Source organism: Thalassobius vesicularis (genome assembly GCF_004799325.1).
GTDB lineage: Bacteria > Pseudomonadota > Alphaproteobacteria > Rhodobacterales > Rhodobacteraceae > Thalassobius > Thalassobius vesicularis.
The window spans coordinates 53,415-69,213 of sequence record NZ_SSMD01000006.1 but is presented as its reverse complement, the minus strand read 5'-3'; the positions used below and the strand labels follow the sequence as shown (position 1 = coordinate 69,213).

Below are 15,799 nucleotides of genomic sequence, written 5' to 3'. Positions count from 1 at the left end.
AAACCAAAGAACCGAAAAGGTGGGCGGTCAGCGGGTCAGATTGGCTTGCGCATCGGCGATGATCTTCAGCGCGGCGGGGGCGTCGTTCAGGGTTTCGGCAAGGGCCAGGGCGACCTTGGCCAGATAGACCGGGGCGTGTTCACCGGCGGTGTCGATACCTTGGGCCAGAGCCTCGTAAATGGTTTCCAGGTCAGAATGGGTCATGCTGTGCCCCTTTGGTCAGGATTGCGGACAGGGCGGCCAGAACCTGCCCCGGTTTGACGTGCTGCCAGCGGGCGGCGATGTGCATGTCGGGACGGATCAGGAAGGCGGTGCCATCCTGCGCGCCATACAGTTCCGCCGCGCGGCCGGTCGCTGGCAGGGACACCAGCGTGACCCCCGGCAAATCGCCCAAATCCGCGTCGCCAAAGGCCAAAACGGTAAAACCATCGCCGAACCGGTCGGTCAGGAAACCGCCCTCCTCGGCCACGTCCAGCGTCACGTCGCCCGGCGCGGGGCCGCGTTTGAAATGCGTTTCATCGGCCAGCGTGATCGGGCTGTCGCCGTAGGTGTAGGGCGTCATCTGGCGCGGGTTGGCCAGTTGCCCCATCGAGGGACGATCCAGCGCCAGCGACAAGGCCGCGTCGCGCATCACCTGCCAGCCCTGCGACGGCGGCGTCATGAACCGCGTGCTTTTCGAGGCGTTGGCGAAGACGTCCAGCGTGGCCCCGCGCCGCTCGGGCGAGTAGCTGTCGAGCAGCGCACCTGTCGCCAGCCCGTTCAGGACGCTGGCAAGTTTCCAGCCGATATTCTGCGCATCTGCCAAGCCGTTGTTCAGTCCACGCACCCCGAAAATCGGCACGATGTGGGCGCTGTCGCCGATGAAAATCACCCGCCCGTCACGGTAGTCGTCCAGCGCAAGGGTGTTGGCGGAATAGACGCTCCACCATTCCAGATCCCAGTCGCCGGTATGGCCGATTTCCTGCAGGACAGAGGCGACCGAGGCGCGGACGTTGTCCTCGCGCGTGGCCTCTTCGGCGCTTTCGCCGGGTTTGAGCTGGTAGTCGATGCGCCAGATATTGTCGGGCTGGCGGTGGATCAGAACGGTGCCACCGGGGCGGCAGGCCGGGTCGAACAGGGCGCGGCGGATGGTGGGATAGTCGTGGTCCATCTGCACGTCGGCTATGACATAGCGGCCTTCGAAATTCTGCCCCTTCAGCCGCAGCCCGCGCATGGATCGGATCGGGCTATGCGCCCCGTCAGCGGCCAGAACCCAGTCGGCGGGCAGGATGTAGCTGCCTTGGGCGTCGGTCACAGACAGCTCGACCCCGCCGGTGACATCGGCCAGATCGGTCACTTCCGAGGTCCAGCGCAGGTCGATCAGGTCGTTCGCGGCGACGGCGTCATAGAGGTACTGCTCGATATACTGCTGTTCCAGATTGTACATGGGTCGGTATTTCTGGTCCGCGCTGTCGGGCATGTCGAACTCAAGGATCTGCTGGCCGCGAAAGAAACTGCGCCCGGTGGTCCAGCCTAGGGATTTGTCCAGAAACGCCTGAACCGCGCCGACCTGTTCAAGGATGTAATAGCTTTGGCGCGCGATGCAGATGGCCCGGCTGCCATCGTTGAACGTGTCCTTGCGGTCCAGCAGCACAGACCGGACGCCGTATTTCGCCAGCACCAGCGCCGCCGTCATGCCCACCGGCCCGGCCCCGACGATGGCCACGGGCGTGCGGGCGCTGAGGCCGTCACGCGCGGCGGGCGCAGCAAATGTCGGGTAGTTGAAATACAGCGAGTCCAGCTCGCCTCTTCCCTTGGGGCGCATGATGTCTCCTCCGTCCTTTGTCCTCATTTCTATACAGGCGGACGGGTGCGTGGTAAGTCCCCCGAAATGGGGGACACGGCGCATCAGTTCACACAGATCGAAACCTGTCTGGCCCAGCTGGGGCAGGACGGGTTCCTGACGCCGTTCCTTGAGATGGTCGAGGCGACGGGCGCCGCCCAGATCATGGTGTTTTCCTACACGCTTGATCACGCCGCCTGCCTGCTGTCGCGCAACTTTCGCGCCGGGGCGTTGGGGGCAAGGCTGGCGGCCGAGTATCTGGACGGCTGGTTCCGTCAAGACCCCCTGTTCGCGGATGTGCTGGCACTGGACGGCGGCCAATCGCGCCCCGGCGATCCGGCTGACCGGATGAGCGCCGACTACCGCGCGCGGTTCTTTGAGGCACCCGATCTGTCCGGAAAATCCGCCACGCTGATCGCGGGCGAGAGGTTGCGGCTGGCGGTGAACCTCTATTGGGCCGATGACGCGGTGCGGCAGCCAGACCTTTGCGCCCTGCTGGCCCGGCTGGCCCTGTTGCATTTCGAGGCGCGACCCGAGCACGCCTACCCCGCCGCGCTGGACGTGCTGTCGGACCGGGAACGCGCCGTCTGTCTGGGGATGCTGGCGGGCAAGAAGGCTGAGCTGATCGCGGCGGAACTGGGCCTCGCGCCCTCGTCGATCATCACCTACCGCAAGCGGGCCTATGCCAAGCTGGGGATCAATTCGCGCGGCAGTCTGTTCGCGCTGTGCCGGCCTTAGCGGAAACTCAGCCCCGGCCCGGCGGCACCGGGCGAAACCATCCACTCCTGCGCGCCTTGCAGCACCGCGTCGTAGACCGCCTTGCCGAGGGCATGGCCGACCTCGGTGTGCAGGCCGGCGTATGGTTCAGCCCCATCGGGAGCGGCGATGGCGATGCAGTCGGTGCCTGTGCCGGTGGCCTGCCCGGTGGGCAGGTGCAGGCCGATCTCCATCACGGCGGCGGTGCGGGCCTGGCTGGCGATGCTGATCGCCTCCAACAGCGCGGGTTCGGTCAGGCCGATGTTTAGCTGCACGGCGACGTTGATCGTGCCCCAGACGGACGGGTCGCGGGGGAAGCGGGTGCCGACACGCTCGGCGTTCGACAGGCCGGTCGTGGCGACGGCAAGGGCCACCGCCTGCCCGACCGAAGCATGCGCCTGCGTCACCGCCCGCACATCGCGCGAGGTCAGGAAACACACCGCGTCCGAGGCGTCACGCGCGGCCAGTTCGGCGCCCAGCCAGTCATACACGTCCAGATCGGCGGGCAGGTCGGCATTGCGCACCTCGCGCCACAGGATGCGGCGGGCGCGAACCAGACCGGGGCGGCTGATCGCCCAGCTGAGCACGCGCATCTCCTCGCCCAGGTCGAACTCGACCCAGGGGCGATCGACGGTGACGGTCATCGCAGCACCTCGAGCGGTTGGAAAACCGGGCCTTGCGGCGTGTCCACGAAATGCGCCGAGATACCGAATTCGGCGCGCAGGTTGTCCGGCGTCAGCACGTCCACGGGCGCACCATCGGCCACCAGACGCCCGCCCGCCAGCAGGATCAGACGGGTGCAATGGCGCACGGCCAGCCCCAGATCGTGGATCGAGACGACGACGGATTTGCCCTGCGCCGCGATGTCCTGAAAGCATTGCATGGTCGAGATCTGGTGCGCGGGGTCCAGCCCTGCGATGGGTTCGTCCGCCAGCACCAGCGGCGTGTCTTGCGCTAGGGTGCGGGCGACCAGGGCGCGGGTTTGCTCCCCCCCCGACAGGCGGGTGGCGGTGCGGTGGCGCAGGTCTTGCAGCCCCATTTGCGACAGGGCGCGATCCACGGCGGCACGGTCCTCGGGGCGGACGGATTGGCCCGCGCCCAGATGCGGAATGCGGCCCAGAGTGACGAGGGTTTCGACGTCGACCGGCCAAGCGATCTCGTGGCTTTGGGGCATCCAGGCGGCGCGGCGGGCGCGGTCCCGCGCGGGCAGATCGGCCAGAGAGCTGCGCCCGGACGCCGGAACCAGCCCCAGCGCCGCGCGCATCAGGGTGGTTTTGCCAGCACCGTTGGGGCCGATCAGACCCACGACTTCGCCCGCGCCGACGGTCAGGCTGACGCCGGAAAACACGGGCCGTCCACGCAAGCTGACAGCCATATCGTGGAGGGAGAGCAGGCTCATACCCCGGCCCTCCGGGTTTTGTAGATCAGGTGCAGGAACAGCGGTGCGCCGACGATGGCGGTCAGCACGCCCAGCTTCAGGTCTTGGGTCGGCAGGATCAGGCGCACCACGATGTCAGCGGCCAGCACCATTGCCGCCCCACCAAGCGCCGAGGCCCAGATCAGCGGGCCGGGGCGCGAGGCGACGTAGGGGCGCAGGATGTGCGGGACGACCAGCCCGACGAACCCGATCGCGCCCGCAACGGCGGTGGCCGCGCCGACGCAAGCGGCGGTTCCGATCACCAGCTTCAGCCGCAGGCGGGTCAGGTTGATGCCCAGGGCCTCGGCCGCGTCCTCGCCCAGGGTCAGCGCGTCCAGCCCGCGCGGCAGGCTGGCCAGCAGCGCCCAACCGGCGGCCATCAGGGGCAGCGCCAGCCAGACATGGGTCATGGACCGATCCGCCAGCGAGCCCATCATCCAGAACACGATCTCATTGGCGGCAAAGGGATTGGGCGACAGGTTCAGCACCAGCGAGCTAAGCGCCGCAGACAGGGACGAAATCGCGATCCCCGCAAGAATCAGGGTTTGCGAGCCACCCTGCGGCCCGGCCAGCAGCATCACCAGAAACACGCCACCCAAGGCCCCGGCCAAGGCCATCAGCGGCAGGCCCAGCACGAAGGCCGCCGACAGGCCGGTGTGGATGGCGATCACGGCCCCCAACGCCGCCGAGCCAGACACCCCGATCAGCCCCGGATCGGCCAGCGGGTTGCGCAGATAGCCCTGCATCCCGGCCCCGGCCATGCCCAGCGAGATGCCGATCATCAGGCCCAGCAGCGCGCGCGGCAGGCGGATTTCGCGCATCACCATGCTCAGCGGACCGTTGTCGTCGACGAACAGCGCCGACAGGCTGCGCCCGACCGGGGCCGCCGCCGGACCAATGGCCAGAGAGGCGGCGAACAGCACCGCCACTGTCACGGCCAGCAGGATCATCAGGCGGCTCATTGCGATTCCTCCACGCGGTGGCGCAGGGCCACCAGATCGGCGATGGCGCGCAGCACGTAGGGCGTGCCGCACAGCCAGTCGCTATCGGCCACGGTGCCGGTCTCTCGCCCCTTTTGCAACGTGCGGATGACGGGGTGATCCAGGATCGCCTCGGAGCGCGACTGGCCGGGATATTTCGCCCCTGTCACCACCGCGTCGGGCTGCAACATCACCAGCAATTCCAGCGGCAGGTTGCCCGCGCGGGACTGACCTGCGCGGGTGATGGCGTTGTCGAAACCGGCGGCCAGCAGGATCTGCCCGGCCAGGGTTTTATCGCCGGTCGTGTAGCCATTTGCGTAGTAGAGTGCGGCCAGCGGGCGGTTCTGCACGTCCTCGCGCAGGGCGGCCAGATCGGCGTCGAACTGCGCGACCAGCGCCTCGGCCCGCGCCTGGTGCCCCAGCACCTGCCCCATGTGGAGGATGCCGTCACGCACGTCTTCCAGCGAGTAGGCGGGCAAGAACACCTCGACCCGTTTTCCAAGTCGTTTCAGCATGTTGACGGTGGCCACGCCGGTATATTGCCCGGCCAGAACCAGGTCTGGCTCTTGCAGGTAGATCTCCTCGGCCTGACCCTGATTGCGGGCAAAAACCTGCGCCTCACGGTGCATGGCGCTGCTGCGCGGGTCGGTGGCCAGATAGGACAAAGAGACGATCCGATCCGGATCAGAGAGCAACATCGCCAGCTGATCGGTGCACAGATTCATCGACACGATACGGCGCGGGGCCGCATCGGCAAAGGCTGCCGCGCCAGTGAAAACCAGCGCGGCACCCAGTGATATCAGCTTAGAAATTCGCACGGACGCCGAAGTAGAAGGCCCGACCCGAAGTCGCATAGCCAGCGGCGGTTTCGTACTGTTCGTCCGTCAGGTTTTCGACCCGCAGATAGGCCTGGGCCTTTTCTGTCACCTGATAGGCCAGATGCGCGTTGACCACGGTGTAATCCGGCACGGCGCCCACGGTGTCCATGCGGTCGGCCACGTGGTTCACGCTGATGCCGCCGGTGGTCTTTTCACCCATCTTGGCGTTCAGGCCGATCTCCAGATCGTGACGCGGCACGCGCAGCGCCTGCGCGCCGGTGCCGTCGGCCGTGTCGGTCAGCGTGTAGCTAGCGACTAGGTCGATCGTCGGGCTCAGCGCCTTCTGGCCGGACAGCTCCAGACCCTTGGCGGTGAAGTCCTGCACCTCGTAGCAGCCGAAGCCGCTGGCGCAGCGGACCGAGGTGTAGTCCCAGTAGACCTGCCCCTTGATGTCGGTCTGGAACAGGGTCGCGCGGACGAAGTCATTGCCACCATAGCGTTTTTCCAGGCCCAGCTCGTAGCTGGTCGACTCTTCGGGCTGGAAGGCCGGGTTGCCGTAGGACGAGGTCAGCTGGTAAAGGCTGGGCGGCTTGTAGCCGGTCGCGGCCTGCGCACGCAGGATCAGGTCGTCCTTGATGCGCCAGGACAGCGCGATACGGCCGGTGGTCTTGTCCGCGAAATCCGAGTGGTCGTCGTGCCGGATCGAAGTCACGATGTCCAGATCGGCGGTCGGGGCATAGGTCGCCTCGGCGAAAACGCCGGTGATTTCGCTGTCTGCGCCAGCGGCGGTTTCGCGGGTGTTGTCAGCGCCGACATACATCGACAGCATGGTGCCCAGATCGAAATTCGCCTTGTATTCCACCTTCTTACGGTCGCCGTTGAAGGTATCGACCCAACCGTTCGAGGTGCTGGCCCGGTCGGTTTCAAAGTAGGAATAGGCCAGGCTGTGGCTGATCGCGCCGGTCGTGAATTCCGAGAACACGCGGTAGCCCTTGGCGTCACGGGTGTTGGTTTCGTCATAGGGGGCCGCGCCGTCGCCGCCCCATTCGTCGAACTCGCCGTCCGAGGTCAGGGTAAAGGCCGCCAGACCGATCAGGGCGGTGTCGCTCAGGTGGTAGATGGCGCGCAGGTTGGCGGTTTTCTCTTCGTAGCCGTCCGCCTCGGTACCGGCCGAATTGGCGGAAAAACCGTCTGTTTTCAGAGTGCTGAGACCCAGGGCCAGCTCGACCCGGTCGGTGCGCAGACCCAGCGACAGAGAGGCGCGGCGGGTGTTGTAGGTGCCGACCTCGACACTGGCCTGACCCGAGGTTCCGTTGTCGGTCGGCATCCAGTTTTGCAGGCTGACAACGCCGCCAACGGCGCTGACGCCATAGCGCGCGGATTGCGAGCCCTTCAGCACCTCGACACGGTCCAGAGTGCCGCCAGTCACGCCGCCCCAGTCAAAGCCGTTGCCGCTGCTGGCGGGGTCAGAGATGTCGATTCCGTCAAGCAGAACAGGCACATAGGCCCCGCCCAGACCGCGAATACGCAGGTTGGTCGAGGTGCCGACGCCGCCGTTTGCGGACAGGGTGATGCCGGGCAGCGCGCTGAGCACATCGGCCAGGCGCGTTTCGGGTGCGGCGTCCAGCTGGGCCTTGTTCACGATTTCAACGGTCGTCCCCGAGCGTTCCAGCGTGGTTTCGCCCTGGTTCGCGGTGACGGTGATTTCGCCCAGATCAATGGCGTCCTGTGCCAGCGCGACGGCGGGCGCGGTGGCGAGTGCAGCAAGGGCTGCTCCGGTCAGAAGGGTGGTTTTTTTCATACCAGTTCCCCAATACTTTCAGGCACTTGGCCTGTTGCTTCGGCAATGTCGAGAAGGGAACGCGCCCTCCGCAGACGGTGAGAGTGCCACCACGAACGGAAGGTCCGCCGCCTCGAACGCGCCCCGCGCCCGGACCGGGTGAACGCTTCGGCAGGTCTCCTGACTTGCGGGTCATCGCTTGGCCGGGCCTTCCCAACGCATCTGGCGTCAGTGGCATTTGCCGGCGTCGCTCACCGCTCACAGTTGCGGGGGCAGTTGCGGAGTTGGGCTGCTCGTCCCTCACCGCATTCCCTATTATCCGGCGGCGTACCGTCCGGACCGAAGCAGCCCCCGGATACCCAATGGCCGGGGCTTTGTAAATGATGATTCCAAGGACGAATGGCCGCTGCGGGGACGTTGGGCAGAGGTTTGGTTAACCCCGAAAACCGTACGATTCCTGCCTGTTTTGGTACGACCATTTCACGCCTAAAACGACAAGGGCCGCCCCCTGCGGGACGGCCCCTTTTTGAGTCACGAAGGGTAGTCTCAGGCGACCCATTCCCACGGACGGGTGTAGGCGCCCAGCACATGGCCCACCTCGTCATCATGCACGACGCCGGACCGTTCGACCTGCGCGACCAGGCCGCGTTTCTTGTCGTCGATCACGTTGACCACCTTGGCGTTCAGCTTGGCCTCTTCCAGCGCCTGATTGTAGACGCGGGTGATGGCGCGCTTGCGCAGGTCGGGTTTGAAGACCTTGCCGACGGCGGTCTTGGGCAGCTCGTCCAGCACCTCGATGAACTTGGGCTGGGCGGCGCGTTCGTGGACGTGGACCTTGCAGTGCTTCATCAGGTCTTCGGCAGTGGCGGTGGCGCCGGCGACCAGCTCGACATAGGCGCAGGGGATTTCGCCCGCGTGCACGTCCGGCTGACCGATGGCCCCGGCAAAGGCGACGTCATGATGCGCCAGCAGTGCCTCTTCGATCTCGGCGGGGTCGATGTTGTGACCGCCGCGGATGATCAGATCCTTGGCACGGCCGGTGATCCAGATGTACTGGTCCTTGTCGATGCGGCCCAGATCGCCGGTGCGCAGGTACTTGCCGTAGTAGTACAGCTTCTTGTTCTTGTCCGGCTCGGTATAGGTGTCGGGCGCGTTGACGCCGGGGTTCGAGACGCAGATCTCGCCCACTTCGTCGGGTGCGCATTCGACCGGCTCGCCGTTCACTTCGCGGTAGATGCGGACGTCGCAATACGGGAAGCGGATGCCGACCGAGCCCACCTTTTTCTGGCCGTCCACCGGGTTCACCGACACGAGGCAGGTCGCCTCGGTCAGGCCGTAGCCCTCGACAATGGTGACGTTGCTGGCGGATTCGAAGCGTTTGAACAGCTCCAGCGGCAGCGGGGCCGAGCCCGAGAACGAGGTCTTCACCGAGGAAATGTCGGCATTCACCGGGCGCTGCATCATCGCCGAAATCGCGGTGGGCACGGTGATGATGAAGGTGATCTTCCAACGCTCGATCAGCTTCCAGAAGTTGTCGAACACGCCGTCGCCGCGATAGCCGGCGGGCGTCGGGAACACCACATGCGCGCCGGCGGTGATGACGGCCATCAGGATGACGTGGCAGGCGAAAACGTGGAACAGCGGCAGCGGGCAGATCACGTTGTCCTCGGGCTGGTACAGCAGGGTGCCGCCCAGCCAGCCGTTGTAGATGATCCCCGAGTAGCGGTGCTGCGCGACCTTGGGCATGCCGGTGGTGCCGCCGGTGTGGAAATAGGCGGCAACGCGGTCGCCCTTGCTGTCGGCAAAGGCCAGCTCGCGCGGGTATTTGCGCATGGTCTTGTTGAAATCCAGCACGTCCGCATGGTGCCCGCCGGGATTTTTCGGACGCACCAGCGGCACGATCCAGCTTTTCGGCGGGGTCAGATAACGGTTCAGGTCGATCTCGAGCACGGTGTTCACGCAAGGCGCATGGCGCACGGCCTCGGCGGTTTTCTGGGCCACGTCGGTCTTGGGGAACGCCTTGAGGGTGACCACGACCTTGGCCTTGGTCTCGCGTAGGATGGCGGCGATCTGCTCGGGCTCCAGCAGCGGGTTGATCGGGTTGATGATCCCCGCGATGGCGCCGCCCAGCAGGGTCAGCACGGTCTCGTTGCAGTTCGGCAGGATGCAGGCGACGACGTCGTTTTCGCCGACACCCAGATCGCGGAACATGTTGGCGACCTGGCAGGTGCGGGCGTGCAGCTCGGCCCAGGTCAGGGTCTCGGCCTTGTCGGTGGGGCCGGACAGCAGCTGGAACGTCACGGCGTTGCCATTGGCGTTCTTGGCCTTGGTGTTGCTCAGCAGTTCATAAAGCGTCTTCGGCACATCGCGCTCTGCCCACGGCATTTCGCTTTCGATCGCGATCGTGTCCTGAATGGATGCAAATCCCATTGGTATCCTCCCTCTCGCGGCCCCATTCCCAAAGGGCCGACCTTAGTCCTCGCGCGCACTGTGGAAGGCATTCCACCCTTCTACAAGAATACCCCAAGGTCAGTTTCGCAACGTCAAAACGCAAGTTTTGCCCTAAGATGCGCAACTTTCCCGGATGACGTCACGAGAACCCGGGTCAACGGGCGTCGCCTGTCCGCCCGCCCCGAGGAGGAGGCCGCAGGCGGACGACGAGATATCCTGTGCGCCGCAGGCGCGCATTTGGATCAGGCGGCGGCGCCGTCGGTGAATTGCAGGCGGGCCAGGCGGGCGTAAAGCCCCCCTTCGGCAACAAGTTCGTCATGGCTGCCTTGGGCGACGATGCGGCCTTCGTCCATCACGATGATGCGGTCGGCCTTTTTCACCGTGGCCAGACGGTGGGCGACGATGATCGTGGTGCGGGTGCGGGCCAGCTCGTCCACCGCGGCCTGCACGGCGCGCTCGCTTTCGGCATCCAGCGCCGAGGTCGCCTCGTCCAGCAGCAGCACCGGCGCGTCGCGCAGGATGGCGCGGGCGATGGCGATGCGTTGCTTCTGACCGCCCGACAGCATGGTGCCGCGCTCGCCGACCTGGCTGTCATAGCCCTGCGGCAGATTCAGGATGAAGTCATGCGCGGCCGCGGCACGGGCGGCGGCCTCGACCTCGGCGTCGGTGGCGTCGGGGCGGCCAAAGCGGATGTTTTCGCGCGCGGTGGTGGCAAAGATCACCGGATCCTGCGGCACCAGCGCCATGTGCTGGCGGAACTCGGCGCGGGTCATGTCGCGCAGGTCGGTACCGTCCAGCGTGATCTTGCCCGACTGCGGGTCGTAGAAACGCAGCAGCGTCTGGATGATCGTGGTCTTGCCCGCGCCCGAGGGGCCGACGAGGGCCACGCTTTCGCCCGGCTGAATGGTCAGGTTGACCTGATCCAGCGCCGAGACATCGGGGCGCGACGGGTAGCGGAAGCTGACGTCGTCAAAGGTGATCGCGCCGGTCATCGGTTGCGGCACGGGTTTGGCCTTTGCAGGGTCGGCAACGGTGTCGGTGGCGCGCAGCAGCTCGACCAGACGCTCGGTGGCGCCGGCGGCGCGTTGCAGCTCGCCCCAGATTTCGGACAGGGCCCCGACAGAGCCCGCGACCATCACCGAGTAGATCACGAATTGCACCAGCGCACCGGCGCTCATGGTGCCGCCGCGCACGTCATTGGCGCCGATCCACAGCACGCCGACCACGCCCGAGAACACAAGGAAGATCACGATCACGGTCATGATCGCGCGGGTGGTGATGCGGCGGCGGGCCGAGTCGTAGCTTTTCTCGGTCACGTCGTTGAAATCGCGGATGGTGGCGGTTTCGGCGGTGAAGGCCTGAATGGTCTGGATCGAGGACAGCGCCTCGGAGGCGCTGCCCGAGGAGGCAGCGATCCAGTCCTGGTTTTCGCGCGACAGCACGCGCAGGCGGCGGCCCATCGTCATGATCGGGATGATGACCAGCGGCACGATCAGCAGGACCAGCCCGGTCAGCTTGGCCGAAGTGAACAGCATCAGCACCAGACCGCCCAGGAAAATCAGCACGTTACGCAGCGCGACCGAAATCGACGAGCCGATCACCGACAGGATTAGCGTGGTATCCGTGGTGATGCGGCTGATGACCTCTCCGGTCATGATGTTTTCGAAATAGGCGGGCGACATGCCGGTGATGCGGTCGAACACGGCCTTGCGGATGTCGGCGACGACGCGTTCCCCAAGGCGGGTGACCAGCGCGTAGCGCAGGCCGGTTCCCAGCGCCAGCAGGGCGGCGATCAGCAGGGCGGCGGCGAAATAGCGGTTCAGCAGGGCGTCGTTCTGGGCGTTGAAATTGTCAACGACCCGGCGCACGGCCAGCGGCAGGATCAGCGAGACCGAGGCGGTCAGCGTCAGCGCCATGCCAGCAAGGGCGACCATGCCCTTGTAAGGGCTGAGGAACGGCCACAGGTCGCGCAGAGCGCCCACGCGTTTGGATTTCTCACGCTCTTCGGTGACGGTGACGGGTGCGCGCGCCATGTCGGTCCTTTCGATGTCCTGCGCCGGCGGGTTTATGCGAAGGCGCGCACGCGGGCAACCCACACGTATGTCGCGGCGCAGCAATGCCCCTGCGTTACGGTCCGGACACCGTAGGACTACTGTACGCGCGGCGGGTTGATCCCCGGCACGCTTTGCGGTGACAATCCCGGCAAGGGCGCCGCAGGGTGCGCTGACACGTCATGAGGGGAGGACACGACATGACAGGGATCACACGCCGCGGGGCGCTGGGACTGATGGGCGGTGCTGCAGCACTGCCGATGCTGGGCCGTCCGGCGCTGGCCAACACCAAGGTGGTTGTTGGGGCGCTGAACTTCACCAGCCACGCGGCCAGCTTTGTCGCGTACGAGCGCGGATATTTCGCCGAGGCCGGGCTGGACGTCGAATTCAAGTTCTTCCAGGCCGCACAGCCGATGGCGGTGGCGATCGCCTCGGGCGATGCGGATTATGCGGTGACGGCGATTTCCGGCGGGCTGATCAGCCTTGCCGAAAAGGGCGCGGCCAAGGTCATCGGCGGCGCGCTGTCCGAGGAAAAGGGCATCGACGGCCAGAAGATCCTGGTGTCGGACGCGGCCTATCAGGCGGGTGTCACCACCCCCAAGGCGCTGGACGGCAAGAAGTTCGGCATGACGCAGGCGGGGTCTTCCTTCCACTACATGGGCGCCAAGATCGCGGCGGCCGAGGGCATCAACCTGGAATACGTGCCGCTGCAAAAGGTCGGCGCGGTGATCGGCGCGCTGAAGTCGGGCCAGATCGACGCGTGGTCGATCGTGCCGCATATCGCCAAGCCGCTGGCGGGTTCGGGGGCTGTGCACATCATCGGGGACTTGGCCGATTACATCCCGGATTACCAGGTGACGACGGTGTTCACCTCGGCCGGGAACGCGGCGAACGAGCGGGACAAGACCGCGGCGTTCCTGGCGGCGTTCTCGAAAGGGGCGGCGGATTTCAACGCGGCGCTGGTCGACAAGACCACCAGCGCGGACGAAGCCGAAGCGATGATCCAGCTGGTGCACAAGTATGTCTACAGCGACAAGCCCTATGACAAGGCCAAGCCCGGCATCGTCAACGGCGCGATGCGGATCAACGCGGAGGCGGCGCTGAACATGGGCTCGGTTCAGGATCAGCTGAGCTGGTTCAAGGCCGAAGGGCTGGTGAAGGACACCGTCTCGATGGAGATGCTGGTCGATCCGTCCTACGTGAAAACGATGTGATATCCGGCGGCTCGCCGCTGTTTGACGGTGGCGAGCCCCGCATAATGATAGGCCCACGATGGAGCTGACACTCGAAGCCGTGTCACACGCCTATGGCGATGTGACGGTGCTGTCTGACATCACCCTTGGCATTCCCGAGGGGCAGATCGTCTGTATCGTTGGCCCATCGGGCTGCGGAAAATCCACCCTGCTGCGGTTTCTGGGCGGGTTGGAGCGGCCGGATACCGGCCAAGTGCTGCAATCGGGGCCGGTGCCCGAGGGCTGCCTGAACCCGCTGACCTATGTCTTTCAGGATTTCGCGCTGCTGCCGTGGCGGGACGTGGCGGGCAATATCTCTCTGGTACTCGAGGATCACGGCATCCGGGGCGCGCGGGCCGAGGCGATCATCGCTGACGTTCTGGCGCGCACCAAGCTGTCGGATTTCCACAAGGCCCTGCCCAAGCAGCTGTCGGGCGGGATGAAACAACGCGTCGCCATCGCGCGGGCGCTGGCGGTGAACCCGGCGGTGATGCTGCTGGACGAGCCTCTGTCGGCGCTGGACGCCCAGACGCGCGAGCTGCTGATGGACGATCTGGTCACCCTGTGGGAGCGCGCGCCCTTCACCGCCGTCTACGTCACGCACAACCTGTCCGAGGCGGTGCGCCTTGGTCATCGCATCGTCGTGCTGTCGCGCCGTCCCGGCACGATCCGAGAGGTCGTCACCATCGACACGCCGCTGGGCGAACGGCGCGCGGGCGATCCGGCACTGGAGGCGCATCAAGCGCGGCTGTGGCACCTGATGCGGCAAGAGGCCGAAGCGGCCGACAAGGAGCTGGGCCATGTCTGACACCCCCAAGGATGTCCCGTTCCGGGGCGGCGGTTTCCGTCCCCGCCGGGTGCGCGGGGTCGGGCTGGCCGTGTTCGTGGTGCTGATCGCACTGATCGAATGGGGCACGCGGACGGGCTGGATTTCCAACCTGACGCTGCCGCGCCCCTCGGCCGTGCTGGAGACGTTCCGCAACCTGATCGAAACCGGGCTATTGTGGAAACACATGTTGCCGTCGCTTAGCCGGTTGGCGGTGGGATCAGCGCTGGGGATCAGCGCGGGGGTCGCGGCGGGGGTGATGATCGGGCTGTTCAGCCTGGTGCGGGCGGGCATGGTGCCGCTGGTGGCCGCGCTGTTCCCGATCCCCAAGATCGCCCTGCTGCCGCTGTTCGTGATCTGGTTCGGCATCGACGAGGGCAGCAAATACGCCCTGATCGCGCTGGGAACCTTTACCCCCACGGTCGTGGCGACCTATGGCGCGGTGGACAACGTGGACCGCACGCTGATCCGCATGGGCCAGAGCTTTGGCCTGTCATGGGCCAGCATCGTGCGCAAGATCGTGCTGCCGGGGGCCTTGCCGGGGATCCTGTCTGGGCTGCGGGTCAGCATCGCGATCGGGATCATCCTGCTGGTCGCCGCCGAGATGCTGGGCGCGCAATACGGCATCGGCGCGTACATCCTGGAGGCAGGATCGCTCTATGACCTTGAACGGCTGTTCGCGGGCGTGGTGATCCTGTCGGGGCTGGGGGTGCTGACCTCGGGCGTGATCGGCTGGGTCGAGCGGCGCGTGCTGGCCTGGCGGGTGTGATCCGGGGCGATCAGTACTCGCCCTCGGTCTCGATATGGACGACGGCGCCGCAGTGTTTGCAGTGAACGGCGTCGGGGTCGTGCAGGCTCAGCCCGCAATGGGCGCAGGGCGCGCGGACCTTGGCGGGGCGGAACATCACCTGCGCCAGACGCAGGAACAGGGTGACGCCAAAGATCATCACCGCGACGGACAGCATCCGGCCTGAGGTGCCGGTCAGCGTGATATCCCCGAAGCCCGTGGTGGTCAGCGTGGTGACGGTGAAATACAGCGCGTCGGCGTAGTTGTTGATCTGCGGGTTCAGCCCGTGTTGCAGCGCATAGATCAGGCCCGTCATCACGAACAGGAACACACACAGGTTGATGGCTGCGATCACCACGTCCTGATGGCGGCGGAAGAACACGAAATCCTGCTTGAGCCGGTTCATCAGCTGATAGGTGTGCAGCAGGCGCAGGGTCCGCAGGATACGCAGGAAGCCCAGCCCCTCGCCCACGATCGGGGCCAGGAACGAGCAGACAGCGACCACGTCCGCCCATGTGGACAGGCGCGTGAACAGGCGCAGGGGGTGGTTGGCAATCGCGATCCGCGCCACGAAATCGGCCAGAATGAAAATGCCGAAGACGAAGTCGATTACCTCGACCGACAGGCCATGCGGAAAGAAGGACGTGGCGATCACGAACAGGATCGTGGTGACGTCGAACACCAGCAGCGCATAGCGGAAGCGGTGCGCCGCCTCGCTGTCGCCTTCGTACAGGTTCTTGATGCGCTGATACATGGGAAGCCCCCGCAAAATGCCTTGCAGAATGGCTTAGCAAAGCGTGCGGGGCTGGGAAAGGTGGCGGTTGAGCGGGGGATGGATGCGCGCGCCGTCATTTTGCTTGTCGAATCGTGAATATTCAG

Annotated in this window: 14 protein-coding genes and 1 riboswitch; of the genes, 4 read left to right on the top strand and 10 right to left on the bottom strand. The window is 65.8% G+C overall.

Annotated elements, in window-relative coordinates; translation table 11 throughout:
* Positions 1 to 27 precede the first annotated feature (27 nt).
* Together E7681_RS13085 and E7681_RS13080 are read right to left on the bottom strand one after the other, a co-directional pair.
* Positions 28 to 204: a DUF2783 domain-containing protein gene (locus E7681_RS13085; RefSeq protein ID WP_136339753.1), complete on the bottom strand. Its 177-nt coding sequence runs from the start codon at positions 202 to 204 to the stop codon at positions 28 to 30.
* Positions 191 to 1,804, bottom strand: coding sequence for an FAD-dependent monooxygenase (locus E7681_RS13080; protein WP_136339752.1), 1,614 nt, complete (start codon positions 1,802 to 1,804; stop codon positions 191 to 193). Before E7681_RS13080 ends, E7681_RS13085 begins: the two co-directional genes overlap by 14 nt.
* 45 nt (positions 1,805 to 1,849) lie before the next feature.
* Here E7681_RS13080 and E7681_RS13075 point away from each other — a divergent pair, with 45 nt between their 5' ends.
* Positions 1,850 to 2,560, top strand: a complete 711-nt coding sequence (locus tag E7681_RS13075; RefSeq protein ID WP_136339751.1) for a helix-turn-helix transcriptional regulator — start codon at positions 1,850 to 1,852, stop codon at positions 2,558 to 2,560.
* Here E7681_RS13075 and E7681_RS13070 read toward each other — a convergent pair.
* From E7681_RS13070 to E7681_RS13040, 7 genes are all read right to left on the bottom strand, one after another.
* On the bottom strand, positions 2,557 to 3,222 hold the full coding sequence (locus tag E7681_RS13070; RefSeq protein ID WP_136339750.1) for an adenosylcobinamide amidohydrolase: 666 nt from the start codon (positions 3,220 to 3,222) through the stop codon (positions 2,557 to 2,559). The two genes, E7681_RS13075 and E7681_RS13070, sit on opposite strands and share 4 nt — an antisense overlap.
* Entirely contained in the window at positions 3,219 to 3,977 is a 759-nt protein-coding gene (locus E7681_RS13065) for an ABC transporter ATP-binding protein (protein WP_136339749.1), read from the bottom strand. The genes E7681_RS13070 and E7681_RS13065 overlap by 4 nt, the downstream gene beginning before the upstream one ends.
* Entirely contained in the window at positions 3,974 to 4,957 is a 984-nt protein-coding gene (locus tag E7681_RS13060) for a FecCD family ABC transporter permease (protein WP_136339748.1), read from the bottom strand. The genes E7681_RS13065 and E7681_RS13060 overlap by 4 nt, the downstream gene beginning before the upstream one ends.
* Entirely contained in the window at positions 4,954 to 5,793 is an 840-nt protein-coding gene (locus E7681_RS13055) for an ABC transporter substrate-binding protein (protein ID WP_246032481.1), read from the bottom strand. The genes E7681_RS13060 and E7681_RS13055 overlap by 4 nt, the downstream gene beginning before the upstream one ends.
* Complete coding sequence (locus E7681_RS13050) at positions 5,780 to 7,594, bottom strand: TonB-dependent receptor plug domain-containing protein (RefSeq protein ID WP_136339746.1); 1,815 nt, start codon at positions 7,592 to 7,594, stop codon at positions 5,780 to 5,782. Before E7681_RS13050 ends, E7681_RS13055 begins: the two co-directional genes overlap by 14 nt.
* 132 nt (positions 7,595 to 7,726) lie before the next feature.
* Positions 7,727 to 7,932: riboswitch (cobalamin riboswitch) on the bottom strand.
* A gap of 187 nt (positions 7,933 to 8,119) precedes the next feature.
* Positions 8,120 to 10,003, bottom strand: a complete 1,884-nt coding sequence (locus E7681_RS13045; protein WP_136339745.1) for an acyl-CoA synthetase — start codon at positions 10,001 to 10,003, stop codon at positions 8,120 to 8,122.
* Between the two features lie 263 nt (positions 10,004 to 10,266).
* The gene (locus tag E7681_RS13040) at positions 10,267 to 12,057 is read right to left on the bottom strand and encodes an ABC transporter transmembrane domain-containing protein (protein WP_136339744.1); all 1,791 of its coding nucleotides are present in this window, start codon (positions 12,055 to 12,057) and stop codon (positions 10,267 to 10,269) included.
* Positions 12,058 to 12,275: 218 nt separating this feature from the next.
* Here E7681_RS13040 and E7681_RS13035 point away from each other — a divergent pair, with 218 nt between their 5' ends.
* Genes E7681_RS13035 through E7681_RS13025 form a run of 3 tightly spaced genes read left to right on the top strand, consistent with a single transcriptional unit; the run spans position 12,276 to position 14,902 of the window.
* Positions 12,276 to 13,289 carry an ABC transporter substrate-binding protein gene (locus tag E7681_RS13035; RefSeq protein WP_136339743.1) on the top strand — a complete coding sequence of 338 codons (1,014 nt, stop codon included), beginning with the start codon at positions 12,276 to 12,278 and terminating at the stop codon, positions 13,287 to 13,289.
* Between the two features lie 58 nt (positions 13,290 to 13,347).
* Complete coding sequence (locus E7681_RS13030) at positions 13,348 to 14,115, top strand: ABC transporter ATP-binding protein (RefSeq protein WP_136339742.1); 768 nt, start codon at positions 13,348 to 13,350, stop codon at positions 14,113 to 14,115.
* Positions 14,108 to 14,902, top strand: coding sequence for an ABC transporter permease (locus tag E7681_RS13025; protein ID WP_136339741.1), 795 nt, complete (start codon positions 14,108 to 14,110; stop codon positions 14,900 to 14,902). Before E7681_RS13030 ends, E7681_RS13025 begins: the two co-directional genes overlap by 8 nt.
* A 10-nt stretch (positions 14,903 to 14,912) precedes the next feature.
* On the opposite strand, the gene E7681_RS13020 is transcribed toward E7681_RS13025, so the two are convergent.
* On the bottom strand, positions 14,913 to 15,674 hold the full coding sequence (locus E7681_RS13020) for an ion channel (RefSeq protein ID WP_136339740.1): 762 nt from the start codon (positions 15,672 to 15,674) through the stop codon (positions 14,913 to 14,915).
* Positions 15,675 to 15,799 lie beyond the last annotated feature (125 nt).